The organism is Citrobacter sp. RHBSTW-00881 (assembly GCF_013728515.1).
GTDB classification, from domain to species: Bacteria; Pseudomonadota; Gammaproteobacteria; order Enterobacterales; family Enterobacteriaceae; genus Citrobacter; species Citrobacter braakii.
The window spans coordinates 3905707-3929288 of sequence record NZ_CP056269.1; the positions used below are offsets into that span (position 1 = coordinate 3905707).

The 23582-nt window shown below is 53.2% G+C and carries 23 protein-coding genes; 7 read left to right on the plus strand and 16 right to left on the minus strand.

The features are described from left to right. Positions 1-327: 327 nt before the first annotated feature. Both phoR and phoB read right to left on the minus strand, forming a co-directional pair. Positions 328-1623 (minus strand): phosphate regulon sensor histidine kinase PhoR, encoded by a 1296-nt coding sequence (phoR, locus tag HV311_RS18885; RefSeq protein ID WP_047357682.1) that lies wholly within the window; start codon positions 1621-1623, stop codon positions 328-330. Between the two features lie 50 nt (positions 1624-1673). Beyond that, a complete protein-coding gene (gene phoB / locus HV311_RS18890; protein WP_003021496.1) occupies positions 1674-2363 on the minus strand; it encodes a phosphate response regulator transcription factor PhoB in 690 nt (229 codons plus the stop codon). Positions 2364-2553: 190 nt separating this feature from the next. On the opposite strand from phoB, the gene sbcD reads away from it, so the two are divergent. From sbcD to araJ, 3 genes are all read left to right on the plus strand, one after another. After that, positions 2554-3756 carry an exonuclease subunit SbcD gene (sbcD, locus tag HV311_RS18895; RefSeq protein WP_191220301.1) on the plus strand — a complete coding sequence of 401 codons (1203 nt, stop codon included), beginning with the start codon at positions 2554-2556 and terminating at the stop codon, positions 3754-3756. After that, positions 3753-6899 carry an exonuclease subunit SbcC gene (gene sbcC, locus HV311_RS18900; RefSeq protein ID WP_191220302.1) on the plus strand — a complete coding sequence of 1049 codons (3147 nt, stop codon included), beginning with the start codon at positions 3753-3755 and terminating at the stop codon, positions 6897-6899. Before sbcD ends, sbcC begins: the two co-directional genes overlap by 4 nt. 187 nt (positions 6900-7086) lie before the next feature. Further along, entirely contained in the window at positions 7087-8259 is a 1173-nt protein-coding gene (gene araJ, locus HV311_RS18905) for an MFS transporter AraJ (protein ID WP_191220303.1), read from the plus strand. Positions 8260-8286: 27 nt separating this feature from the next. Here araJ and mak read toward each other — a convergent pair whose 3' ends face one another. After that, positions 8287-9195: a fructokinase gene (mak, locus tag HV311_RS18910; RefSeq protein WP_047501951.1), complete on the minus strand. Its 909-nt coding sequence runs from the start codon at positions 9193-9195 to the stop codon at positions 8287-8289. Between the two features lie 91 nt (positions 9196-9286). Between mak and rdgC the strand changes: the two genes are divergently transcribed. Next, positions 9287-10198, plus strand: a complete 912-nt coding sequence (gene rdgC, locus HV311_RS18915; protein ID WP_003021479.1) for a recombination-associated protein RdgC — start codon at positions 9287-9289, stop codon at positions 10196-10198. 50 nt (positions 10199-10248) lie between these two features. On the opposite strand, the gene ppnP is transcribed toward rdgC, so the two are convergent. The 5 genes from ppnP to HV311_RS18940 all read right to left on the minus strand — a co-directional run bounded on the left by ppnP (position 10249) and on the right by HV311_RS18940 (position 12934). Beyond that, positions 10249-10533 carry a pyrimidine/purine nucleoside phosphorylase gene (gene ppnP / locus HV311_RS18920; protein WP_016152010.1) on the minus strand — a complete coding sequence of 95 codons (285 nt, stop codon included), beginning with the start codon at positions 10531-10533 and terminating at the stop codon, positions 10249-10251. 71 nt (positions 10534-10604) lie between these two features. Continuing rightward, on the minus strand, positions 10605-11282 hold the full coding sequence (locus HV311_RS18925; RefSeq protein ID WP_016155840.1) for an AroM family protein: 678 nt from the start codon (positions 11280-11282) through the stop codon (positions 10605-10607). A 247-nt stretch (positions 11283-11529) separates the two neighbouring features. Further along, positions 11530-11721, minus strand: coding sequence for a protein YaiA (yaiA, locus tag HV311_RS18930; RefSeq protein ID WP_016155839.1), 192 nt, complete (start codon positions 11719-11721; stop codon positions 11530-11532). Positions 11722-11747: 26 nt separating this feature from the next. Continuing rightward, positions 11748-12293 (minus strand): shikimate kinase AroL, encoded by a 546-nt coding sequence (gene aroL, locus HV311_RS18935; protein WP_016155838.1) that lies wholly within the window; start codon positions 12291-12293, stop codon positions 11748-11750. A gap of 185 nt (positions 12294-12478) precedes the next feature. Continuing rightward, entirely contained in the window at positions 12479-12934 is a 456-nt protein-coding gene (locus HV311_RS18940) for a YaiI/YqxD family protein (protein ID WP_016155837.1), read from the minus strand. A 148-nt stretch (positions 12935-13082) separates the two neighbouring features. Here HV311_RS18940 and proC point away from each other — a divergent pair, with 148 nt between their 5' ends. Beyond that, a complete protein-coding gene (proC, locus tag HV311_RS18945; protein WP_191220304.1) occupies positions 13083-13892 on the plus strand; it encodes a pyrroline-5-carboxylate reductase in 810 nt (269 codons plus the stop codon). A 17-nt stretch (positions 13893-13909) separates the two neighbouring features. Here the strand turns inward: proC and adrA are convergent, their stop codons facing one another. From adrA to HV311_RS18970, 5 genes are all read right to left on the minus strand, one after another. Beyond that, on the minus strand, positions 13910-15010 hold the full coding sequence (gene adrA / locus HV311_RS18950; protein ID WP_191220305.1) for a diguanylate cyclase AdrA: 1101 nt from the start codon (positions 15008-15010) through the stop codon (positions 13910-13912). A gap of 106 nt (positions 15011-15116) precedes the next feature. After that, on the minus strand, positions 15117-15437 hold the full coding sequence (gene psiF, locus HV311_RS18955) for a phosphate starvation-inducible protein PsiF (RefSeq protein ID WP_003830956.1): 321 nt from the start codon (positions 15435-15437) through the stop codon (positions 15117-15119). Positions 15438-15534: 97 nt separating this feature from the next. Continuing rightward, positions 15535-16950 (minus strand): alkaline phosphatase, encoded by a 1416-nt coding sequence (gene phoA / locus HV311_RS18960; protein WP_019076143.1) that lies wholly within the window; start codon positions 16948-16950, stop codon positions 15535-15537. Positions 16951-17054: 104 nt separating this feature from the next. Beyond that, on the minus strand, positions 17055-17297 hold the full coding sequence (locus tag HV311_RS18965) for a sigma-S stabilization anti-adapter protein IraP (RefSeq protein ID WP_016152002.1): 243 nt from the start codon (positions 17295-17297) through the stop codon (positions 17055-17057). Positions 17298-17546: 249 nt separating this feature from the next. Beyond that, entirely contained in the window at positions 17547-18743 is a 1197-nt protein-coding gene (locus tag HV311_RS18970; RefSeq protein ID WP_191220306.1) for a multidrug efflux MFS transporter, read from the minus strand. A gap of 301 nt (positions 18744-19044) precedes the next feature. On the opposite strand from HV311_RS18970, the gene ddlA reads away from it, so the two are divergent. Next, positions 19045-20139, plus strand: a complete 1095-nt coding sequence (gene ddlA / locus HV311_RS18975) for a D-alanine--D-alanine ligase (protein WP_103766482.1) — start codon at positions 19045-19047, stop codon at positions 20137-20139. A 25-nt stretch (positions 20140-20164) separates the two neighbouring features. On the opposite strand, the gene HV311_RS18980 is transcribed toward ddlA, so the two are convergent. Continuing rightward, positions 20165-20386, minus strand: coding sequence for a DUF2754 domain-containing protein (locus HV311_RS18980; protein WP_019076140.1), 222 nt, complete (start codon positions 20384-20386; stop codon positions 20165-20167). Between the two features lie 264 nt (positions 20387-20650). Between HV311_RS18980 and HV311_RS18985 the strand changes: the two genes are divergently transcribed. Then, complete coding sequence (locus tag HV311_RS18985) at positions 20651-20974, plus strand: DUF2755 family protein (protein ID WP_016151998.1); 324 nt, start codon at positions 20651-20653, stop codon at positions 20972-20974. Here the strand turns inward: HV311_RS18985 and HV311_RS18990 are convergent. Both HV311_RS18990 and sbmA read right to left on the minus strand, forming a co-directional pair. Next, the gene (locus tag HV311_RS18990) at positions 20959-22062 is read right to left on the minus strand and encodes a DUF1615 domain-containing protein (protein WP_153690679.1); all 1104 of its coding nucleotides are present in this window, start codon (positions 22060-22062) and stop codon (positions 20959-20961) included. The genes HV311_RS18985 and HV311_RS18990 overlap by 16 nt on opposite strands. A 16-nt stretch (positions 22063-22078) precedes the next feature. Continuing rightward, positions 22079-23299: a peptide antibiotic transporter SbmA gene (gene sbmA / locus HV311_RS18995; RefSeq protein ID WP_016155831.1), complete on the minus strand. Its 1221-nt coding sequence runs from the start codon at positions 23297-23299 to the stop codon at positions 22079-22081. Between the last annotated feature and the right edge of the window lie 283 nt (positions 23300-23582).

Here is a 23582-nt window from a genome sequence, read left to right on the forward strand (position 1 = left end):
TTGCTCAATTCCAGCGGGAAACACTCCCAGACTGGCGCGGCGAAGAATAGTTTTTCGATTTACCGCGTAAATGCAGTCGGTATGACAGCACCTGGAGCGCAATTTAAACGCTTATAACGTTTTAAAGCAAGGTGGGATCCAAAAACCAGAACAATATAGCGATATGAAAAATGGGGTTAGCACAAAACACCATTTCATGGAAAAAGGTATGGGTAATAATTCGAACAAAAAACAACCAAACGTCGTAAAATTCAGGATGGTTATATTGACCGCATAGAAAAAGCCAGCTTGCGCTGGCTTTTGGAAAGATTATCTTACGAATGCGCCTTAACCGTTAATTTTGGCAATTAAACGTTCCGGGATCACGAAACTAAATCGCGTCCCAACGCCTGGTTCGCTTTCGATATTCAAGCGACTGTCGTGATGATGCAGCGCATGCTTAACGATGGCCAGACCAAGTCCGCTGCCGCCCGTTTGCCGCGATCGCGCCTTATCCACACGATAAAAACGTTCGGTTAAGCGTGGAATATGCTCGGCGGCAATGCCTGGACCGTTGTCTTCCACGCAAAACTCCGCCCCCGACGCCACATGCTGCCAGCGTACGGTAATGTGCGTTCCCGCTGGCGTATGGTTCACCGCGTTGTAGACGAGATTCGAGATAGCGCTACGCAACTGCTCCTCGTTACCCCGCACGTTCAGGCTGTTATCAACATCAAAGGTAAACGTATGTTTTTGCTGGCTCAGCGTTTGCGCTTCGTGTTCGAGCACGCGCAGCATCATGGGCACATCGACTTTCTCATTCAGCAGTAGCGTCGGCGCAGCCTCAATTTTTGACAGCGTCAGCAGCTGTTTCACCAGCCCTTCCATGCGATACGTTTGTTCGCGCATGGTATGCAGCGCTTTTTCACGCGTCGTCCCTTCCAGCGGATGCTCCTGCATCATTTCCAGGTACCCTTGTAACACCGTCAGAGGCGTACGCAGTTCATGGCTGGCGTTGGCGAAAAAGTTACGTCGTGAACCTTCCAGTTGATGCATCTGGGTAACGTCGCGTGCCACCATCAGCAGTTGCTTATCGGTATAGGGCATCACGCGAATTTCCAGATGCCGTCCGGTATTGAGTACCAGATTGATCGGTCGGCTAAAATCGCGCGTTTTCAGATATTGTGTAAATTCCGGGTAGCGCAACAGGTTAAGAATATTTTGCCCGCTATCGTCCGGCCAGCGCAGTCCCAGAACCTGCTGGGCCAGTCCGTTACACCAGAAGATACCGCCTTCTTCAGTGGTCAGCACCACCGCGTCGGGTAGCGATTCCGCCCCGCTGCGAAAACGTTTAATCAGATTACCCAGTTCACGACGGCGCTTTTTGTTGCGCAGTTGCATTTGATGCAGCCCGTACAGCAACGGCTCCCAACTGCCTCGCCCCGGCGGCGGCGTCATGCTTCTGTCGACCCATAGCCACCAGGACAAACGTAATAAATTCCAGAAATGCCAGATAAGCAGGCCCGTTACCGACGCCAGTAAAAACCAGGGCAGGTAACCGAAAAAAGCGCTAAGGATAAATGCCGGTATGCAGCACAGGATCAGCTCCAGTACCAACCTTTTCCATGACAATCGTTCTAGCAAACGTCTTACTCCCTATACGGCCTAATCCTTCAGGCCCTGATTCTTGTCAGTCAGAAGCGGGTTGAAAAACGATATCCCGTCCCGCGAACCGTCTGCACCATACGATCGTGTCCGCTGTGCTCCAGCGCCTTACGTAAGCGGCGGATGTGCACATCCACTGTCCGGTCTTCCACGTACACATTGGTTCCCCAGACATGATTGAGGAGTTGCTCGCGACTGTAGACACGCTCGGGATGAGTCATAAAGAAGTGCAACAGTTTGAATTCGGTCGGCCCCATATCCAGCGGATCCTCGCCGGTCATCACGCGATGCGAGGTGGGATCAAGGCTTAGCCCCTGCATTTCTATAACCTCTTCCACCGCCATCGGTGAAATACGACGCAGAACTGCTTTAATACGCGCCACCAGCTCCTTGGGAGAAAAAGGCTTGGTAATATAGTCATCCGCGCCGGTTTCCAGCCCCCGGACGCGATCTTCCTCTTCCCCCCTCGCCGTCAGCATCATCACCGGGATATCCCGCGTCATCGCTTCGCGCTTGAGATGTTTAATAAACTGTAGACCCGAGCCGCCGGGAAGCATCCAGTCAAGCAGGACGAGATCCGGCCAGGGTTCATTGAGTTGGTTCACAGCACTGTCATAGTCTTCGGCTTCAACGGGTTGAAATCCGTTTTGCTCGAGCACGAAGCAGACCATTTCACGAATTGGAGCTTCATCTTCTACGACCAGAATACGTCTCGCCATGATTTGCCCTGTTTGTAATTAAATCGTTTGCCATCAATACAGTGCCATTATGCGTCAGTTTTATGACAGATTTATGAAAAGATAGTCCAGGTTTAACGCAGCCCGGCGAATTATGACAGCCCGGAGACAAGATATTCCCACTCGTGAAGGGTTATAATCCCCGCCATTGTTTTACCGTCATGGAACTCTTATGCGCATCCTTCACACGTCTGACTGGCATCTGGGCCAAAATTTCTACAGCAAGAGCCGCGCCGCCGAGCATCAGGCCTTTCTCGACTGGCTGCTGGAAACGGCACAATCCCAGCAGGTGGATGCCATTATTGTGGCAGGCGATATTTTCGATACCGGCTCACCGCCTAGCTATGCCCGTGAGCTGTATAACCGTTTTGTCGTCAATCTGCAGCAAACAGGCTGTCATCTGGTGGCGCTGGCAGGCAACCACGACTCCGTCGCCACGCTCAATGAATCCCGCGATATTCTGGCGTTTCTCAACACCACGGTGGTTGCCAGCGCAGGCCATGGGCCGCAGATACTGCCGCTACGCGACGGTACGCCGGGGGCGATCCTGTGTCCGGTGCCTTTTTTACGTCCGCGCGACATCATCACCAGCCAGGCCGGGCTGACAGGACAAGAAAAACAACAGCATTTACTGGGCGCAATCACCGACTACTATCAGCAGCAGTATCAGGATGCCTGCACGCTACGCGGCGACCACAATCTTCCCATCATTGCGACCGGGCATTTGACTACCGTCGGAGCCAGTAAAAGCGACGCCGTACGTGACATTTATATCGGTACGCTGGACGCCTTCCCGGCGCAAAACTTCCCACCGGCAGACTACATCGCGCTGGGACATATTCACCGGGCGCAGGTTATCGGCGGCACGGAACATATTCGCTACTGCGGCTCGCCGATTCCTCTCAGTTTTGACGAGTGCGGCAAAAGCAAATGTGTACATCTGGTGAGCTTTGACGCGGGGAAACTCAGCGCCGTTGAAAATCTCACCGTGCCGGTTACGCAGCAGCTTGCGGTACTGAAAGGCGATTTAGCCGCCATTACTACCCAGCTTGAGCAGTGGCGCGGCGTGCAGCAAGAGCCACCGGTGTGGCTGGATATTGAAATCACCACCGACGACTACCTGCATGATATGCAACGTAAGATCCAGGCCCTAACCGAAGATTTACCGGTAGAGGTGCTACTGGTGCGCCGCAGTCGTGAACAGCGCGAACGCATTATGGCCAATGAACGACGTGAAACGTTAAGCGAGCTGAGCGTGGCAGAGGTTTTTGACCGCCGCCTGGCGCTGGAAGAACTCGAAGAACCACAGCGTGAGCGGCTTAACCAGCTGTTTAGCGCAACCTTACAAACGCTTGCCGGGGAGGCTGAAGCATGAAAATTCTCAGCCTGCGCCTGAAAAACCTCAACTCCCTGAAGGGAGAATGGAAAGTCGATTTTACGGCAGAACCTTTTGCCAGCAACGGGTTATTCGCCATCACCGGACCAACGGGTGCGGGGAAAACGACCCTGCTGGACGCAATTTGCCTTGCGCTGTACCACGAAACGCCACGCCTTAATACCGTGTCACAGTCGCAAAACGACCTGATGACCCGCGACACCGCGGAGTGTCTGGCCGAGGTCGAGTTTGAGGTGCGGGGCGAAGCCTACCGCGCATTCTGGAGCCAGAACCGGGCACGCAATCAGCCGGAGGGCAATCTGCAGGTCCCTCGCGTAGAGCTGGCCCGCTGCTCCGACGGTAAAATTCTCGCCGATAAGGTCAAAGATAAGCTGGAGATGACCGCCGAGCTTACCGGGCTGGATTACGGACGTTTTACCCGTTCGATGCTGCTGTCTCAGGGGCAGTTTGCCGCATTTCTCAATGCCAAACCGAAAGAGCGCGCCGAGCTGCTGGAAGAGCTGACCGGCACTGAGATCTACGGCCAAATCTCCGCCATGGTATTTGAAAAGCACAAATCAGCGCGTACGGAACTGGAAAAATTGCAGGCCCAGGCCAGCGGTGTTGCGCTGTTAGCGCCAGAGCAATTGCAATCCCTGACAGAAAGTTTGCAGGTACTTACTGACGAAGAAAAACAATATCTTACCTGCCAACAAGCCCAGCAGCAGCACCTCAACTGGCTCATGCGGCAAAATGAGCTACAGGCGGAGATAAACCGCCACCAGCAGGCATTACAGACTGCACTTCAGGCGCAGGAAGAGGCGCAGCCGCAACTGGCGGCGCTGAGTCTGGCACTCCCGGCCAGAGCGTTACGCCCACACTGGGAGCGAATCCAGGAACAAACGGCTACGATTGACCGTACGCGACAGAAGATTCAGGAAGTGAATGCTCGCTTACAAAGCAGCTTAGCGCTGCGCGGACGTATTCGTCAGCAGGCACAAACGCAGTCGGCCGCTATGCTCGCCGGACAGCAAACGTTAACCGACTGGTTGAAGGAACATGACCGCTTCCGTTTGTGGAGTAGCGAACTGGCAGGATGGAAAGCGCTGCTGGCCCAACAGTCCGACGCCAGCGCCCAACTGCGCCAGTGGCAGCAGTTGCGGGAGAACGACACGCGCAAGCTCGATGCGCTGGCGCTTCCCACGCTGACCCTTTCGGCACAACAGGTAACGGAAGCGCTGGCGCAACATGTGCAGCTTCGTCCGTTACGCCAGCGGCTGAGTAATCTGCACGGGCAAATCGCCCCGAAGCAAAAGCAACTGGCGCAGCTACGCGCCACGCTTGTGCAGCGTCAGCAGGAACTGGCCCAGCGCAATGCGGTGCTTACAGAAAAGCGTCAGCGCTATAAAGATAAAAATCAGCAGCTTGCCGATGTGAGAATCATTTGCGAGCAGGAAGCCCGGATCAAAGATCTGGAAAGCCAGCGGGCACTATTGCAATCCGGCATGCCTTGCCCACTTTGCGGCTCCACCACGCACCCGGCGATTGAGCGCTATCAAACGCTCGAACTGAGTGTGAATCAGACACGGCGTGAAGCGCTGGAAAAAGAGGTCAAAACGCTGGCCGATGAGGGTTCAACGCTACGCGGTCAACTTGAGGCGATAACCCAGCAACTTCAGCGCGATGAACGCGAAGTACAAACGCTTTCTCAGGAAGAGCAAGCACTTACTCAAGAGTGGCAGACCGTCACCGCCAGCCTCAACGTGACGCTGCAACCGCAGGATGACATCGCCCCGTGGCTTGCCGCCCAGGAAGAGCACGAGCAGCAGCTTCACCAGCTGAGTCTGCGTCATACCCTGCAAGCGCAAATCACCGCACACACAGAGCAGATTACTCAGCTCCAGCAGCATATTGACCAGCGTCAGGCAACGTTAACCGCCGAGCTGGCCCGTCATGGTCTGTCCCTTCCGGCCGAGGGTGAAGTCGCCTCATGGCTGAGCGAGCGGGCGAACGAAGCGCAAATGTGGCAGCAGCGCCAGAACGAACTGACTGAATTACAGGCTCGAATCGCCCAGCTTGCGCCGGTGCTGGAAACGCTGCCTGAAACCGATGCGCTTGGTGAAAACATTGAGAATCTGTCGCTGGAAAACTGGCGGCAGGTGCACGACGATTGCCTCTCTTTACAGGGGCAGTGGCAAACCTTACAGCAGCAGGAGGCGCAGGAGGTTCAGCGCGCAGCAGAAATTCAGGCGCAGTTTGATACCGCATTGCAGGCCAGCATCTTTGCCGATCGCGACGCCTTTGTTGCCGCCCTGCTGGATGAAGAGACCTTTAACCGCCTTGAACAATTGAAGCAATCACTGGAAGGCCAGCGACAGCAGGCGCAAACGCTGCTTAATCAGGCGCAGCAGGCGCTGGCGACTCATCAACAACAGCTACCAACCGGGGTGGATCTCACGCTCACCGTGCAACATCTTCACGACGCGCTGGCGCAACTCACCCAGCAGCTACGAGAGAACACCACTCGTCAGGGCGAAATTCGCCAGCAGCTCAAGCAGGATGGTGAAAACCGCCAGCAGCAGCAGGCGCTGATGCTCGAGATTACGAAAGTCGCACAGCAGGTCGAAGACTGGGGCTATCTGAACGCGCTGATCGGCTCGAAAGAGGGAGATAAATTCCGCAAGTTTGCCCAGGGGCTGACGCTGGATAATCTGGTCTGGCTTGCCAACAACCAGTTGACCCGTCTGCACGGTCGCTATCTGTTGCAGCGCAAGGCCAGCGAAGCGCTGGAGTTGGAAGTGGTTGATACCTGGCAGGCCGATGCCGTGCGTGACACGCGTACGCTTTCCGGCGGCGAGAGCTTCCTCGTGAGTCTGGCGCTGGCGCTGGCGTTGTCCGATCTGGTCAGCCACAAAACGCGAATTGACTCCCTGTTCCTCGACGAAGGTTTCGGCACGTTGGACAGCGAAACGCTGGATACCGCCCTGGATGCGCTCGATGCGCTCAACGCCACTGGCAAAACCATTGGTGTCATCAGCCACGTTGAAGCGATGAAAGAACGCATTCCGGTGCAGATCAAGGTCAAAAAAATCAACGGACTGGGCTACAGTAAACTCGATAAAATGTTTGCAGTTGATGCCTGATAGCAGCTCAGTACCTGGAGGCCGGATATGTGCCAGCGCTATCCGGCACGGCACATAGCACGATCGTGAATACACAAAGACGGATATGAAATGGCATTCCACTTCGCTTATCCGCAAGCTATCTCTATTGGCGGCGAACGTTCGCCGCTATGGCGCATATCGTGCGTCTTTCTTGTTGGCAGGTGGTATGAAAAAAGTCATTTTCTCTTTAGCTCTGGGGACATTTGGGCTGGGCATGGCCGAGTTTGGCATCATGGGTGTACTCACCGAGCTGGCGCGGGACGTGGGAATTTCCATCCCTGCCGCTGGCCATATGATTTCGTTTTACGCTTTTGGCGTGGTGCTGGGCGCGCCTATTATTGCGCTCTTTTCCAATCGCTTTTCTCTCAAGCATATTCTGCTGTTTCTGGTCACGCTGTGCGTGATCGGCAACGCCATCTTCACCCTCTCCTCCTCATATTTAATGCTGGCGGTGGGCAGGCTGGTTTCCGGCTTTCCACACGGCGCGTTTTTTGGCGTTGGCGCGATTATCCTGTCGAAGCTGGCCCGTCCGGGAAAAGTCACCGCCGCCGTCGCGGGCATGGTTTCGGGTATGACCGTTGCTAATCTGGTTGGCATTCCCATCGGCACCTGGCTGAGCCAGGAATTTAGCTGGCGCTACACGTTTCTGCTGATAGCCGTCTTTAATATCGCCGTGATGGTCTCGATAACTTTTTGGGTACCCAACATCAGCGATGAAGCAAAAGGGAAACTGCGCGAACAATTTCACTTTTTGAAAACCCCCGCCCCGTGGCTCATCTTTTCCGCCACCATGTTTGGTAACGCCGGGGTTTTCGCCTGGTTCAGCTACGTCAAACCGTACATGATGTTCATCTCCGGCTTTTCCGAAGCGCTGATGACCTTCATCATGATGCTGGTAGGATTGGGGATGGTGTTGGGAAATCTGCTGAGCGGTCGCCTTTCTGGCCGCTATACGCCGCTGCGTATTGCGGTAATAACCGACTTTGTAATTGTGCTGGCTCTGCTGCTGCTCTTTGCCTTTGGCGGGATCAAAGCCGCGTCGCTGATCTTCGCCTTTATTTGCTGCGCGGGCCTGTTTGCCCTGTCGGCGCCGCTGCAAATTTTGCTGCTGCAAAATGCTAAAGGGGGTGAGCTGCTGGGTGCGGCAGGAGGGCAAATTGCCTTTAATCTCGGCAGCGCAATTGGCGCCTGGTGCGGTGGTATGATGCTGACGCTGGGCTTTGCCTACAACTACGTGACGTTGCCGGCGGCGCTGCTGTCGTTTTCTGCAATGTCGTCGCTGCTGCTCTACGGTCGCCTGAAGCGCAGCGTATCCCGGATGACTCCCGCTGCCGGATAGCCTCTGCGCTACCCGGCAACGCGAACATTACTCCTGCGGCCACAACCAGGCCGCGCCGCGCACGCCGCTGGAGTCACCGTGCAGCGCCTTGCGTAGAGGCGTTTCGCACTCGCCGCCAAAGACAAACTGTTTAATCAACGTTGGCACGTTTTGATACAGTCGGTCGACATTACTCATTCCGCCGCCCAGCACGATTACGTCCGGATCGAGAATATTCACCACATGTGCCAGTGATTTCGCCAGACGCAGCTCGTACCGACTCAACGCCTGTTCCGCCAGGGTATCCCGGGCATTAACAAGACTGATAATTTCACTGCCCTTGAGCGGCTTACCGCTCAGACGCTGGTAGTCGGTGGCAAAACCGGTTCCGGAAATGAAGGTTTCAATACAGCCTTGCTTGCCGCAATAGCAGGGCACTTCCTGCCGATAACGCAGTTCGTCTTCGTCCATCCACGGCAGCGGATTATGCCCCCACTCGCCCGCAGTACCGTTCCCGCCCGTGTGCGCCCGTCCGTTCAGCGCCACTCCAGCGCCACATCCTGTACCGATAATCACCGCAAACACGGTTTGCGCCCCCGCCGCTGCACCATCAACGGCTTCAGAAACCGCCAGGCAGTTGGCATCATTTGCCAGCCGCACTTCGCGATTCAGACGCGTACTCAGGTCTTTGTCAAAAGGTTGCCCGTTAAGCCAGGTCGAGTTGGCATTCTTCACCACTCCGGTGTAGGGCGAAATTGAACCGGGAATGCCCATCCCGACGGTTCCCGACTGCCCGGTGGCCTTTTCCGCCATCTCCACCAGCGCGGCGATGGTTTCTATCGTTTGCCGATAATCATCACGCGGCGTGGGCAGGCGATGGCGAAAAAGCTGTTCGCCTGCATCGCCAAGCGCGATAACTTCCGTTTTCGTACCGCCTAAATCGATACCTATACGCACTGTTTGCTCCTCTTCCCGATTAACAATGCAAGCATAGCGACAATTCGCTATCATGCCCGCTGGATTTAACGACAAGGCCGTGGAAATTATCATGCTGTGGTTCAAAAATTTAATGGTTTACCGTCTTAGCCGCGATGTTTCTTTGCGTGCCGAAGAGATGGAAAAACAGCTGGCATCAATGACGTTCACCCCTTGCGGTAGCCAGGATATGGCAAAAATGGGCTGGGTTCCGCCGATGGGATCGCACAGCGATGCATTAACGCATACCGCCAATGGCCAAATTATTATCTGCGCCCGCAAAGAAGAAAAAATTCTGCCGTCGCCGGTTATTAAACAGGCGCTGGAAGCCAAAATTTTCAAACTGGAAGCTGAGCAAGGTCGCAAACTCAAGAAGACCGAAAAAGACTCGCTGAAAGATGAAGTTCTGCACTCATTGCTGCCGCGCGCCTTTAGCCGTTTCAGCCAGACGATGATGTGGATCGATACCGTCAACGATCTGATCATGGTTGATTGCGCGAGTGCGAAGAAAGCCGAAGATACGCTGGCGCTGCTGCGTAAGAGTCTCGGTTCGCTGCCGGTCGTTCCGCTGACGATGGAAAACCCCATTGAACTGACGCTGACCGAATGGGTTCGTTCCGGTACAACGGCACAGGGATTCCAGTTACTGGATGAAGCCGAACTAAAAGCGATCCTTGAAGACGGCGGCGTGATCCGCGCGAAAAAGCAGGATCTGGTCTGCGACGAAATCGCCGTGCATATCGAAGCGGGCAAACTAGTCACCAAGCTGGCCCTCGACTGGCAGCAGCGCATTCAGTTCGTGATGTGTGACGACGGCTCTATTAAGCGTTTGAAGTTTAGCGACGAGCTGCGCGATCAGAACGAAGATATTGACCGCGAAGATTATGCTCAGCGTTTTGATGCCGATTTCATCCTGATGACGGGTGAACTGGCGGCGCTGATTAAAAGTCTGGTGGAAGGATTAGGCGGCGAAGCGCAACGTTAAGCCGTACTTACCGAATGGCGGCATAATGTCGCCATTCGTCATTTCTATGCTTACAGATAGCGGCAAAGATAGGATGTTGGCTCTGCCACCTGCAGATGAAACTCACTGTTGCCCGGTACGTTGAACACGTCCCCTGCGGCATACACCTTCCACTCAGTTTCCCCCGGCAGCAGCACGTTCAGTGCGCCGCTAACGACAGTCATCTCTTCAGGCGCCGCAGTACTAAAGGTATATTCGCCTTCAGCCATCACGCCAACACTGGCGCGGCCAGTACTGCTGCTGGTAAAACCGATCGATTTTACTTTGCCGGAAAAGTATTCATTACTTTGAAGCATACAACTGGCCCTATCTCGTGATTAAGTTGAGAACCAATATAGGGGGCTGACGTTCCACCTGTCACGCAAAATTACGCCAACAGCTCCGAAGCCAGTCGGGCAATCAACACATTAGACAGAAGAACCGGGACATCCAGCGATTTTTGCAGTAAATCGCGATGGCGTTGATTGAACCCCAGACAATCCAGCATGATCACATCCGCGCCTTGCTCCAGCAGTTCTTTCCCGGCATCAATCAATTGTTGTTCGGTACCTTCGATCGGATTCGCCACGGCATACACTGGTGGAGTTTGTAACACCTGCCATTTTTGCGTCTGGGCTTTGAGCAATTCGGTGACGGGGACAATAACCCCGACCTGATGCCCATCGACAATCGAGGCCACCAGCGGGGGGATAATACGTAACGGCTCCAGCAGAATGCTATTGCGGGCGGTCAGGCGAGCGATTGAGGCGGTACTCATCAGCAGGATCACGTCAAAGCCCTGGTTATCCAGCACCTCCACGATACTTTGCAGCGAGCGCTCAACCTTCTGGCGTGAGACATGCGCAAGTTGGTGGTCGCTGAGCAGCGTTAATAAAGGCTCGTCACCGGGCGAAACGCCATACTCAGCCATCACATCTTCTCGCCGCATCTGTCCAAGCAGACTGTGGTGAGTAATGTGCTGTTCATCGATATATTCCGTCAGGAGCGGTAACACCTCACACATCGGCACCACGCCAATCGTGAGGATAGCCAACGACGCACTCATTTGTTGCTCCACCGTCTTCTTACTTTGCTGTGAAATCCCGGGCAAGTGCCGGGCGCTGACCTGCGCTACAAATGCTCAAAAGCGTAGCAGCTGATCGGCGGTGTATTGTGTAAAGATTCCAAATCATTCCGGTACTGGATTGTTATTGCTTAATTTTCAATTTTAACGGTATACGGCGAAATTTAAGAAAATGTGATGAACGCCCGTCGTGGCACTTTTCAGACTCGTGCCAGGACGGTGCTTAATATCAGGTTTTATCGGGGTCTTCGTAGCGTTTTTTGGCATCCATGGCTTCCTGCGCAGAAGGATGCTCACTGATCAACGTATTCGGTTTAGGGTGATCGGCTCGAAGTTGATACCAGGTTACCGTCTGGCCTGGCGTCCCCTTTTCAACCGTAACAATGTTCGCTTGACGTGGGTAAGGTGGTTTTGTCGGCATAGTTCTTCCTTTTCACTGGATGAACATTAAGTATAGACACCGCCCTGTAACCGTGGCGCTGCCTGCGCCAGTATCTCAAGAATGTCTTCCACCACCTGCGCAGGTTTATGGGTGGCATCAACGATGTAGTGCGCAGCTTCACGGTACAGAACATCGCGCTGAGCGAGCACTTCCTGCACCTCTTCAGTCAGCGGCTTACCGGTTAAGGTTGGGCGCAATCCCTCTTCAGGCGTGGCCTCCAGACGATCAACCAGTACTGATACCGGTGCGCTTAAATAGATAACCACGCCGTGGCTGCGCATGTAATGACGATTAAATTCGGTAAGAATGATGCCGCCGCCGGTCGCAACAACCGTTGCCGGGGCTGTGACGGCCTGCAGAGCGCTCGTCTCCTGGGCACGAAACCCTTCCCATCCTTCCCTTTCGACGATCTCCGCCACGGTCATCTGCACGTGCGATTGCAACCAGCGATCGGTATCGACAAACTGGAAATCGATAGCCTTCGCCAGCGCCATACCGGTAGTTGTCTTACCACACCCCCGGGGGCCGACAAGATAAAGAGGTTGCGTCATTACAGAAATTCCCCAGGGAGCCGCGAGCGAGCGGGATCTGATGCGGTTAAAGATATAATCATATCACCAAACTAGTACATCGCCAAAACGTAAAGAAAAAATTACATACAGGGTAGAGATACCTATTAACCCCTACTATAACAAGAATTCACCATGAATAAAGTGTAAATAATAAATTACACGTTTTATTTTCTGCGCTGTACTTCCAGCCACCACTTATCAAGCTCAGCAGCAAAATGCTGCCTGTCTCGTGGTGAAAGACTGTCCGGCCCGCCGGTCTGAATACCGCTGGCGCGTAGCGTATCCATAAAATCACGCATCATCAGACGCTCACGGATCGTGGCTTCGGTATAACGTTCACCGCGCGGATTAAGCGCCGCCGCACCTTTTTCAATGACTTCCGCCGCCAGCGGGATATCCGCTGTTATCACTAAATCACCGGCACTACACTGACGTACAATCTCGTTATCCGCCACGTCAAACCCGGCGGGAACACGTAATGTGCGGATAAACCGCGAAGACGGGACGCGCAAACTTTGGTTTGCTACCAAAATAAGCGGCATCTGCATGCGCTCAGAAGCGCGGTACAAAATATCTTTAATCACATTCGGACACGCATCGGCATCCACCCATATTGTCATAATTTCTCCCCACTGATGTGCAGTTGCACATTGTCGCGTGCTTTTACTTGCAGGCAAAGTGCTGTTTATCCTTCTGCACATATTCAATCCGCGCTAAGCTTAGCTTTCCCAGGTAAAACAATGAATATCACGCATAGGGAGTGACAAAATGGACAAGAAAATCGGTTTTATCGGCTGCGGTAATATGGGCAAAGCGATACTTGGCGGCATGCTCGCCAGCGGCCAGGTTCTCCCCGGACAAATCTGGGTCTACACCCCTTCCCCCGATAAAGTCGCTGCATTGCACGACCAGTACGGTATTAATGCGGCGCAATCTGCGCAAGAGGTCGCGCAAATCGCTGACATCGTTTTTGGGGCCGTAAAACCAGGCATCATGATTAAAGTGCTGAGCGAAATTACCTCCAGCCTGAACAAAGACTCCCTGGTCGTCTCGATTGCCGCTGGCGTCACCCTCGATCAGCTCGCCCGCGCGCTGGGCCATGACCGTAAAATCATTCGCGCGATGCCAAACACGCCGTCACTGGTGAATGCCGGAATGACCTCCGTCACACCGAACGCCTTAGTCACGCCAGAAGACACGGCCGACGTGCTGAATATCTTCCGCTGCTTTGGCGAAGCGGAAGTCATTGCGGAGGCAATGATTCATCCGGTCGTTGGCGTCAGTGGTTCAGCCCCGGCCTATGTCTTTATGTTTATTGAAGCGATGGCGGACGCCGCCGTTCAGGGTGGCATGCCTCGCGCGCAAGCTTATAAATTCGCGGCGCAGGCAGTAATGGGGTCGGCAAAGATGGTGCTGGATACGGGTAAACATCCCGGAGAACTGAAGGATATGGTGTGCTCGCCTGGCGGAACCACCATTGAAGCGGTACGCGTCCTGGAAGAACGTGGTTTCCGTTCATCAGTTATTGAAGCGATGATTAAGTGCATGGAGCAGTCGGAAAAACTCAGCCGCTCCTGAGTTAACACCGCCGGACGTCAGGCCGCCGCCTCAGTGCGGTTACGTCCGGAATTCTTTGCTTTGTAGAGCGCCATATCCGCCGACTTTAACCATTCTCGATAATGCTCGGTTTCTGCGGTCAGCGGCGCAACGCCCACGCTGATCCGCAGAGCAACCTGCGGCGCGCAGGATAAACGCAGTTGGCCAAGTCGTTCGTGAACACGAGACATCGCCGCAATCGCGCTGGTTGCCGGCGTGCCACACATAATCACCGCAAACTCATCACCGCCAAAGCGCCCGATCACGTCGCTACCGCGTAAGGTCATCTGCAACTGGCGGGTCAGCGCGACAATCGCCTGGTCCCCAACGTCATGACCCCAGGTATCATTGATGCTCTTAAAATGGTCGATATCGATAATCAGTAACGTGGCGTCACGCTGGTAGCGGCGGCAATTATCAAATTCATTACGCAGTAACAGTTCCCAATGGCGGCGGTTGTACACCCCAGTCATGCCATCTCGCGTACTCATCACCTGTAAACGGCGTTTATGTTCCGCCAGCTTGATGACCGTCTGGTAGCTGACCCAGGCAAACAGCAGCGGATAAATCACCAGCACCGGCAGCGTCAATAGCACGCTAAGTTGAGTACTGCTAAAAGTGACGGAGATATCGGTTAACTGTAACGTCACCAGGCATGAAACCATCATCAAAACGGCACCTGCGATGAATATTCGCATCCCGCCTGCGCCCATCAGGTTGATGCAGATAATCATCAGCAGCGCCGTGGATGGCAACAGGTTTACGCCCATAATCCCTATCCACATACCGGCAAGAATGGCATCGGCTTTTAAGTTGGTAAATTCGCTATGCAGAGGATCGTCGGCTTTGCTGGCCAACTGCCAGGCCAAATGCGGCCAGACAAACGCCCATCCCACCAGTAATAGCCACCAGCCACCGGTAATAGGCTGAGCAACTAATACCGACGCGATAGGGAAAAACATTCCCCCCAATCCCACCGCTCGCGGCAGCCTGATTCGTCGGGCGAATCGCAGACCGGAACGTTGGTGGTCATTTTGATGAAGCGATAAAAATGCTTCATTCGGGACGACCTTCTTTTGATAAAAGTTTTCATCATTCATTGTATTTGGGAATGTTCTGAAACAAATTTCCCAAATTATAGGAAGGGGTCTGGTGGCGGAAGTATGATATTTCGGGTGAGCGATTTTACCTGCTCACCCGTAAGTGCTACGCAGATTTTTTCAGGCAAGCGCTCATAAATTTATTACGATCATCACCTTTCAGAGACTGCTCCGTCGCCTTAACGTTACATTCACGCATTTTTTGCTGCTGCGGCGTCAGGCTCTTTTCCTCCGGCGCAGATTTACTGTTTTTCAGGCAATCACTCATATATGTCTTACGCGCATCCCCTTTTAAGGTCTGCGCCGTTGCCTGCTGATTGCAGGTGGTCATACGCTGTTGTTGCGGGGTTAAAGTCTTCTCGGCAGCACCGACGGTAGTTAAAAAAATCAGACCAAAAAGCAGCGTCATTAATAATGTAATTTTCATAGCATCCTTCTTTTCTGAACGACAACACACAGGTAAGTTTGGCTGCTAACGATAAAAATACCACCCGGCGGCAAAAGTATTGCCGCCGGGCGTCGGGTTATTTCAGTCCTAACGCCGCTTTCATGGTGTAAAACAGGTCGGTTTGATCGGTCAGGCCGACCACATTCGCCGCGTGCGGGCCATAGGCTGCAATTCGCAGCTGGCTGCCGGTGTGCTCCTGAGATTCCTCTTCAGAGTTGCCGTAGCTGATGACCATGACCGCGCCATCTTTGGTGTTCAGCGCCTGGGTCAGGCCAGGTGCTTTGGTATCCGGCGCGACAATCTGGCTGGCATGTGCGTGGTCAGCGGTTACCACCACCAGGGTGTTGCCATCTTTCTTCGCAAAGGCAAGCGCGCGCTGTACCGCTTCGTCCAGATCGACCGTTTCGCCAATCTGTCCGCACGGGTTGGCGGCGTGGTCCTGTTTATCGATTGACGCCCCTTCCACTTGCAGGAAGAAACCTTTCTCATTTTTGCTTAACAACTCAATCGCTTTATCCGTCATCTGCGCCAGCGTTGGCACGCTGTCGTCACGCTTTGGATTTGGCGTACAGGTCACAACCGGCTTATCCAGATTGCCATGATAAGACGCTTTCGGACCTTCCCAGCGCACGGGCATATTGCCGTCAGAGAACAGGCCCAGCAGCGGTTTATCCTGATTAGCTTCGGTAATCGCCGCCAGCGTCGCGGTATCACTCACCATCTGATAACCGCGGGCCAGGGCTTGTTCACGCAACGTTTTACCCTGCCACTCGCCTGCCGCAGCGGTTTCCGCAAACGTTTTGGCCCCGCCGCCCAGCGTAACGTCAGCCCTGGCATTCAGTAATTGTTCGGTGATTGACCCTTTACCGCCTTTTTCCAGCGCATTGGTTGGGCATTTTTCACGTGTCACGCCAGGGCCATAGCACTTACGCGAAGTCACATGGGCAACCAGCGCCGCCGGAGTAGCATCCTGCAATTCAGCGGTAGAAACGTTGCCCGTTGCCAGCCCCGCCGCTTTTGCCATTTCAAGAATTGTGGCGTGATCTTTTTCATGAATATCAACGCCCAGCGCGCCATTATAGGTTTTCACACCGGTGGTCCACGCCGTCGCGGATGCCGCAGAATCCGTCACATAATCGGGTTTACCCGTTTTCTTATCCAACGCATAGTGCGTGTATTGTCCGGTCAACGGTAAAGCATCAATCCCTTTAAAAAAGCCGCCTGCGCCTTCGGCATAATTTCGCGCGGCCGTTATTTCTGAGTCACCCATCCCATCGCCAATCAATAAAATAATATTTTTGGCAGGTTTATCGCTCAGAGATTCGCGCAGAGCCGCCGTTTGATCGGCAGACAATCGGCGGGCGCCGCCCGGCGTGGTGATATCACCCTGAGCGGCACGATTATCCATAACCGCTATGGCAGAGGTTTCTGCATTAATAACCGGGGTAAACAGCAAAGGTAACAGGGCAATAGCGAGTGCGCTTTGTTTCACTTTATTTTCTCCATGTATAAATACGGTAAAATTAAAACAAAGCGACTATAAGTATTTGATGTGACACTTTTATGATAATTTGTGGATGACGCACCACGGATTACTCAAAACGCTTTTGGCACACTCTCGCCAGCGTTATGAACGTTGGTCAGAAACGCAGGCATACGGCCTTCTCCAGCCAAAGCCCCCTCAATTTGGCGAATAAATATTTGCCGATCGTTACACGTCATATTGCGCAGCATTTCGATGATTACCTGCTCCAGCGTTTCAACCTGCGCCGTCAGTTCTTGCGACTCTTCTTCTTTTTGGGCGAGCTTAAGTAACAACTCAGTGACGAGATTTTTCATTTACGTATTCCCTTAACCAAATATAGGCCACGTTATCATTAAGACTCACAACTGCCTAGTGGATGAAAGTTGTATTTTCATAAGAAATAAAACGTTTTGCGAAAACAATCACAACACAAAATAAGGGAGAAGGAGTCTTAGCGCAGAATTATTCCATATAAAAGGGTAAGGGGATTAATAATCACCTGGATATATAAATGCATAATGATGGATTAACAACGCTGACTGGCAGCGTTGTTAATCAGGTACTCAGCGTGCGCAGCGCCGACGTCGCAACGCGATAGCCAGTTGCCAGATGTTGATAAGCACAATGCTCGCCGTGGCAATAAACACCCAGCGAAAGCCCGCCATTGCCGAAACTGTTGCCCCCATTAATGGCCCGGCTACGTTGCCGAGGTACATAAATGACTGGTTATAACCAAAAATGCGCCCGGTTATCTGGTCGCTGGAGTATTTTACCAGCAGCGTCTGCACCGCGGGCAACATCGCGCCGTCGGCAAAGCCGAGCAGAAAACGTAAGATCCCCAACTGCAACGGCGTAGTGACCCATGACATGGCGAAAAACAACACGACGGCGAAGATTAACGTTGCCATTAAAATCCGCTCGGTCCCAATACGATCGCCTAATTTACCTAGCCGGGGCGCAGAAATCAGCGCCGAGATGCCCGGAACCGAAGCAATCAGCCCGCTGAGAAAGGCAATATTAGAACTGTCTGGGACCATTGATTTAATAAACAGCGCCAGAATCGGCCCAATTGAGCCGTTACACAACTGGATCACCATCGTAGTAAAAAACAGGCTGATCACCAGCGTCGGATAAGGCAGCGAGGCAAAGACGGCCTTCCCGCTCAGGCGTTCGCTTTTTTTGATTGTCGGGCGCACACCTTCTTTGATAAAGAACAGCGTGACCAGAAAACTCACTACCAGCAAAGCCGCGGTAATACAGAATACCGCCGGTAAGCCAACGTGGTCGGCAATAAAGCCCCCCATCAGCGGTCCGCCAATAACGCCGCTAATTTGCGCCGTCGAGAGCGTACTCAGCGCCCACCCGCTGCGTTCGCGCGGAACCTGTGAGGCAACCAGCGCCATCGCATTGGGAATATAGCCAGACGTTAACCCCATGATCCCACGCAGCAGAAAAAGCTGCCAGACGTTAGTGGCAAAGGCCTGCAGTAAAATCGCAATCGCCATGCCCAAAGAGGCCCGCAGCAGCATCAGCTTGCGTCCTTTACGGTCGGCTAAACTCCCCCACATCGGAGAGACGATGGCTGAAATCAGGAAGGTGACGCTAAACGTTAAGCCGGACCACATTGAGAGTGCTTCATGGGAGCTTACCCCCAGTTGGGAGATATAGAGCGGTAAAAAAGGCAGGATTTGGCTGATTGCCAGGCCGGTGAAAAAGCAACCGAACCATACGGAAATGAGGTTGACTCTCCAGGATTCCATAGGGACTCATAACGATAAGTAGCTAAAAACTGTGAGTAGCTTAACAAATTACTTAGCCAAATAAGGGTCCACAGGTGCGATATATCACAGTTTAGGATTTTATCTTCCCGCTCATCATATTTGTGATATACCTCACATCAACCCCACAATATCAGCAGGGGTTTATGCTCCGCGTCCGTTCTGCGCGTTTGCGCTTATCTGTTCCTCTGTTGCCCATCAAAACAATCTGCCAGAAGCCGAGGAAACCTGCGTTTTGTCGTGGTAATGTATGTGCTTTGCATTCATGGAATGGGTTTTTAAGATGGCAAAGTTGCGGGTAGGAATCGTATTTGGTGGTAAATCAGCGGAACATGAAGTGTCATTGCAATCGGCAAAAAATATTGTCGATGCCATCGACAAGACTCGCTTTGACGTTGTGCTGTTAGGTATTGATAAGCAAGGGCAATGGCACATTAGCGATGCCAGTAACTATCTGCTCAATTCAGATGATCCAGCGCATATTGCGCTGCGTCCTTCCGCGACCAGCCTGGCTCAGGTCCCGGGTAAACAAGAGCACCAGTTGATCGATGCGCAAAACGGTCAGCCACTGCCAACGGTCGATGTTATTTTCCCGATCGTACACGGCACGTTGGGTGAAGATGGCTCTCTGCAGGGTATGCTGCGCGTGGCGAATCTGCCGTTCGTCGGTTCTGATGTCCTGGGTTCTGCGGCCTGTATGGATAAAGACGTGACCAAACGTCTACTGCGCGATGCCGGATTAAACATCGCGCCATTTATTACGCTCACTCGCGCTAATCGCAACCGCATCAGCTTTGCCGAGGTGGAATCCCGCCTTGGCCTGCCGCTGTTTGTGAAACCAGCCAACCAGGGCTCGTCCGTTGGCGTCAGTAAAGTGACCAGCGAAGCGCAATACGATCAGGCCGTCGCGCTGGCATTTGAATTCGACCATAAAGTCGTGGTGGAGCAAGGGATCAAGGGCCGCGAGATCGAATGCGCGGTGCTGGGCAACGATCAACCGCAGGCCAGTACCTGTGGCGAGATCGTGCTGAACAGTGATTTTTACGCTTACGACACCAAATACATTGACGATAACGGTGCCAAAGTGGTTGTTCCGGCAGCGATCGCACCGGAAGTTAACGATAAGATCCGCGACATTGCTATTCAGGCTTATCAGGCGCTGGGCTGCGCCGGTATGGCGCGCGTGGACGTTTTCTTAACCGCAGAGAACGATGTTGTGATCAATGAGATCAACACGCTGCCGGGCTTTACCAACATCAGCATGTATCCAAAATTGTGGCAGGCGAGCGGCTTAGGCTATACCGATTTGATCACTCGCCTGATCGAACTGGCACTGGAACGTCATGCGGCGGATAGCGCGTTGAAAACCAGTATGTAAACCCGCCTGGATGCCTGATCGATAGCTATTGGGCATCCTTTGCTTCTTCTTCATCTTCCACGCGGCGACGGATAATTAATCCGGCCAGCCAAAAGCTAATCACCCACGTCACCAACCCCACCGCATAGGTCTGCCATCCCTGCGCTTCAAAACCCAGTAAGCCGACCACACCGTTCAGAATAAAGATGAGCCCAATAGCGAAGGCATAGTAGTGCCAGTCTCGGCGGATTTTAACAGGCAGGTTCATAACGGCTCCGGTGGAAATACAACGTGAAAGCGCATCCTCGCACATTTCCTCATAGACGTCTGTGGCCTGTGCGGAATTTCTGAAATGTAACTTGATTTCACTTAAGGTTACGTAATTGTGACAACCAGCAAAAAACCGAGATCCAGGAATAATCTCTACCTGAAATTACCATCATTCTGATATTGACATTGCCGATCACCTGTCAGACTCACTGTCAGTTCCAGGCATCACGTCAAAAAAAGCAGGTTATTTCCGGAGGTCTTTATGGCTGATTTTACGCTCTCAAAATCCCTGTTTAAGGGCAAGCATCGGGATACCTCCTCCCTGCCCGGCAACATTGCGTATGCCGTATTTGTGCTGTTTTGCTTTTGGGCAGGCGCGCAGGTTTTAAATCTGTTGGCCCACGCTCCCGGCATCTATGAACAGCTGATGCAGTTGCAAATGCAAGAGACAGGACGCCCACGAGTTGAAATTGGCTTAGGCGTCGGTACCCTTTTTGGGCTGGTCCCTTTCCTTGCCGGAAGTCTGATTCTTGGCGCCATCGCGGCATTCGTGCGCTGGCGCCGCCGTCATCATAACGATGACTGACCCATACATTTCGCCCGACGATCGTCCACGCGTTTCGCAAACCACGCGGTGGTCAGATTACGTGTAATCTTCGGGCTTTCCAGCTGAATGCCTGGCAGCATTTCACGGGGTAGCGCTTTCCCAGTCTTCGCTTCCGCCAGCTTATAGACCTTCTCGTACAGCGCGGTATCTTCAAAAGCCAGACTGTCACCTTTTTGCAGTTGACGGTGGATCTCACTCTCGCTCATCCCCAGCTTCCCGGCCAGTTTACGTACCGCCAGCTCGGTTTTGCCCGGCTCGCTGCTGCCGTAGAGAATCAAGTCACCATCCATCACCAGCTTCACTCCGCTGGCTTTACTGACCGCATTCTGGAAAGCTGCATTGCGGCTGGCATACCATCCCGCATTGAAATCGGCGAAACGGAAGATTGGCGCGCTGTAATTCGCCGGGTAGTTAAGCAGATGATACGTACCGAACCACAGCCCACCGCGGCGGCTGAACACTTCCTGACGAACTGTTCCGGCCATTTTCCACGGATACCCGTCGGCGTGCTGCTCGGCAAACGCGATACTGACCTGCATTGGCCCACCGGTATGTACCGGATTAAGCGAACCAAACAGCGTCTGCCCCATCGGTACCATATTGATAAAATCATCAAAAATGGCGCTAAGCTGTTTTTCCGTTTTCACCGTATCCAGACGCTCGCTGTAGCTTTTGCCCGTTGGCGAGTTAATCTTCAGTGCGGTATGCACCACAAACTGCGGGATATGCATACGCTCGGCGCGCCGGTCGATCTCTTTCCAGGCGATTTTACTTAAGTTTGGAACGGCCGGATCCGCCTGATAGTTTGACTCCTGTTGCGCGACCGCCAGCACCGAACAGATATTTTCAACCGTCGGCGCCAGCTTCTGGCTTTCAAACGTCTTCGCTAAATCCTGCGCCCATGCGTCCCGGTCTTTCACGCTGGCGGGCATTTTCTGGCGCACCACGCTCGCCACATCGACGGCTTTCTCCCCTTTTTTTAGCGGCTGCGCGGGTTGGCTACTACATCCCACCAGCACCAGAGCGGCCAGACCGGACAAGGGGTAAAGACGGGAAACCGTCGACATAACATCTCCTTTTTTATTAACTAAGCGTATGGGTAACTTCCTGAATATCCTGGCCATCAAGCTCACGTTCAAAGCTGCGCAGACGCTTATAAATAGACATCAGTTCGACTAACGTTGTCCAGGAGTTAATCAAATACTGGAACGAGCCGCGCACCTGGCCAAACACGTTGGTGATTTGCGTCATCAGGCCGAGCGTAATCGTACCGGCAACAATCGACGGAAACAGCAGGAACAAGCCGAAAACGTTATCAACCTGCAGGTATAGAATACGGGCGATATTGAAGTACATATAGTGAAAATAGAGGCGGAAGTAGTTCTGGCGCACCGCATGGAACAGTTCACGCACCGTCGGCGGGGTCGCACGATTAGCGTCATCTTCACCGTAAACCAGTTCTTTACGGTAGGCCGCTTCCACGCGCTGGTTTTTAAACTCCAGCCCCGGAAGTTTGATGCCGACTACCGCCAGCAAGCCGGTTCCCATCAACGACCAGACAATCGCGGCAATCACCAGGCCATAAGGAACATGTCCAACAATTGGCAGGTCCGGCACATGGGCTGAGAGTGTGACCAGGACAGGTAAGAAGGCAATCAGCGTCATAATCGCATTGATAAAGCTGACCCCCATATCTTCAAGCGTGGAGGCAAAACGCATGGTATCTTCCTGCACACGCTGCGCCGCGCCTTCGATATGACGCAGATGCTGCCAGTGCGCCATATAGTGTTCGTTCATTGCGGTACGCCAGCGGAATACATAGTGGCTGACGAAGAAGTTGTTCATCACCCCAATGACCACGGCAATCAGCGCAATGCCAAGAAAGATGCCTACTTCATGATAGAACTGCTCAATCTTCACCTTATGCGGCGCACTCAACGCGGATTGAATCAGATCATAGAATGGCGCATACCAGGCGTTGACGGCGACGCCAACTTCAACCAGAAACCAGGTCACGAAAATAATCAGCGACGTGCCCAGTATGGACCAGTACTGCCAGCGGTGCGGACTGTAGATAAACCAGAACAGCGCGAACACACCAACACAAAGGATGTAATACGCATAAAAAATCAGGTAATCCAGTGACCAGAATCGGGCCGCGCTAATCGGTACGTCTCCCGACGCGCCGGTAATATGCGCAACCCAGGCTCCCCCACCTCCTTGCCAGAATACAACGGCGACCAGTGCCCAAATAAATGCCGAAATAAAGAACGGCCCCGGCTTTGGGAAAAAAGACTTAAACATAGTGCTCTCCTGCTAACTTCTTATCGTTATGACGACTGCTGTGTATTTGCCACCGTGGAGTGCGGCGGCCAGACGGCTTACGCCCAAAAACACAAGCTGAAACCGACAAGTGTGACCAAAACCGCGGCACTTAGTTCGCACCCGGGTATGAAGAATTGTTTCTGTGATTTTCACACTCGACAACGTTCCAGCAACGTGCAGATTATCACAGCGTGAGATCACAAAAGCGAACATCCGTAATCCGGGAAACGCTCGCGTTTACTCATCGTTACGTTTTTCACAC

Excerpts from the sequence above, each read along its gene's own strand:
- sbmA (WP_016155831.1), bottom strand. The coding sequence starts at position 23,299 with ATGTTTAAGTCTTTTTTCCCAAAGCCGGGGCCGTTCTTTATTTCGGCA.
- HV311_RS18940 (WP_016155837.1), bottom strand. The coding sequence starts at position 12,934 with ATGACAATATGGGTGGATGCCGATGCGTGTCCGAATGTGATTAAAGAT.
- HV311_RS18985 (WP_016151998.1), top strand. The coding sequence starts at position 20,651 with ATGGCTGATTTTACGCTCTCAAAATCCCTGTTTAAGGGCAAGCATCGG.
- HV311_RS18990 (WP_153690679.1), bottom strand. The coding sequence starts at position 22,062 with ATGTCGACGGTTTCCCGTCTTTACCCCTTGTCCGGTCTGGCCGCTCTG.
- adrA (WP_191220305.1), bottom strand. The coding sequence starts at position 15,010 with ATGAATGATGAAAACTTTTATCAAAAGAAGGTCGTCCCGAATGAAGCA.
- rdgC (WP_003021479.1), top strand. The coding sequence starts at position 9,287 with ATGCTGTGGTTCAAAAATTTAATGGTTTACCGTCTTAGCCGCGATGTT.
- ddlA (WP_103766482.1), top strand. The coding sequence starts at position 19,045 with ATGGCAAAGTTGCGGGTAGGAATCGTATTTGGTGGTAAATCAGCGGAA.
- HV311_RS18970 (WP_191220306.1), bottom strand. The coding sequence starts at position 18,743 with ATGGAATCCTGGAGAGTCAACCTCATTTCCGTATGGTTCGGTTGCTTT.
- ppnP (WP_016152010.1), bottom strand. The coding sequence starts at position 10,533 with ATGCTTCAAAGTAATGAATACTTTTCCGGCAAAGTAAAATCGATCGGT.
- sbcC (WP_191220302.1), top strand. The coding sequence starts at position 3,753 with ATGAAAATTCTCAGCCTGCGCCTGAAAAACCTCAACTCCCTGAAGGGA.
- yaiA (WP_016155839.1), bottom strand. The coding sequence starts at position 11,721 with ATGCCGACAAAACCACCTTACCCACGTCAAGCGAACATTGTTACGGTT.
- HV311_RS18965 (WP_016152002.1), bottom strand. The coding sequence starts at position 17,297 with ATGAAAAATCTCGTCACTGAGTTGTTACTTAAGCTCGCCCAAAAAGAA.
- psiF (WP_003830956.1), bottom strand. The coding sequence starts at position 15,437 with ATGAAAATTACATTATTAATGACGCTGCTTTTTGGTCTGATTTTTTTA.
- HV311_RS18925 (WP_016155840.1), bottom strand. The coding sequence starts at position 11,282 with ATGAGTGCGTCGTTGGCTATCCTCACGATTGGCGTGGTGCCGATGTGT.
- proC (WP_191220304.1), top strand. The coding sequence starts at position 13,083 with ATGGACAAGAAAATCGGTTTTATCGGCTGCGGTAATATGGGCAAAGCG.
- phoB (WP_003021496.1), bottom strand. The coding sequence starts at position 2,363 with ATGGCGAGACGTATTCTGGTCGTAGAAGATGAAGCTCCAATTCGTGAA.
- araJ (WP_191220303.1), top strand. The coding sequence starts at position 7,087 with ATGAAAAAAGTCATTTTCTCTTTAGCTCTGGGGACATTTGGGCTGGGC.
- HV311_RS18980 (WP_019076140.1), bottom strand. The coding sequence starts at position 20,386 with ATGAACCTGCCTGTTAAAATCCGCCGAGACTGGCACTACTATGCCTTC.
- sbcD (WP_191220301.1), top strand. The coding sequence starts at position 2,554 with ATGCGCATCCTTCACACGTCTGACTGGCATCTGGGCCAAAATTTCTAC.
- aroL (WP_016155838.1), bottom strand. The coding sequence starts at position 12,293 with ATGACGCAACCTCTTTATCTTGTCGGCCCCCGGGGGTGTGGTAAGACA.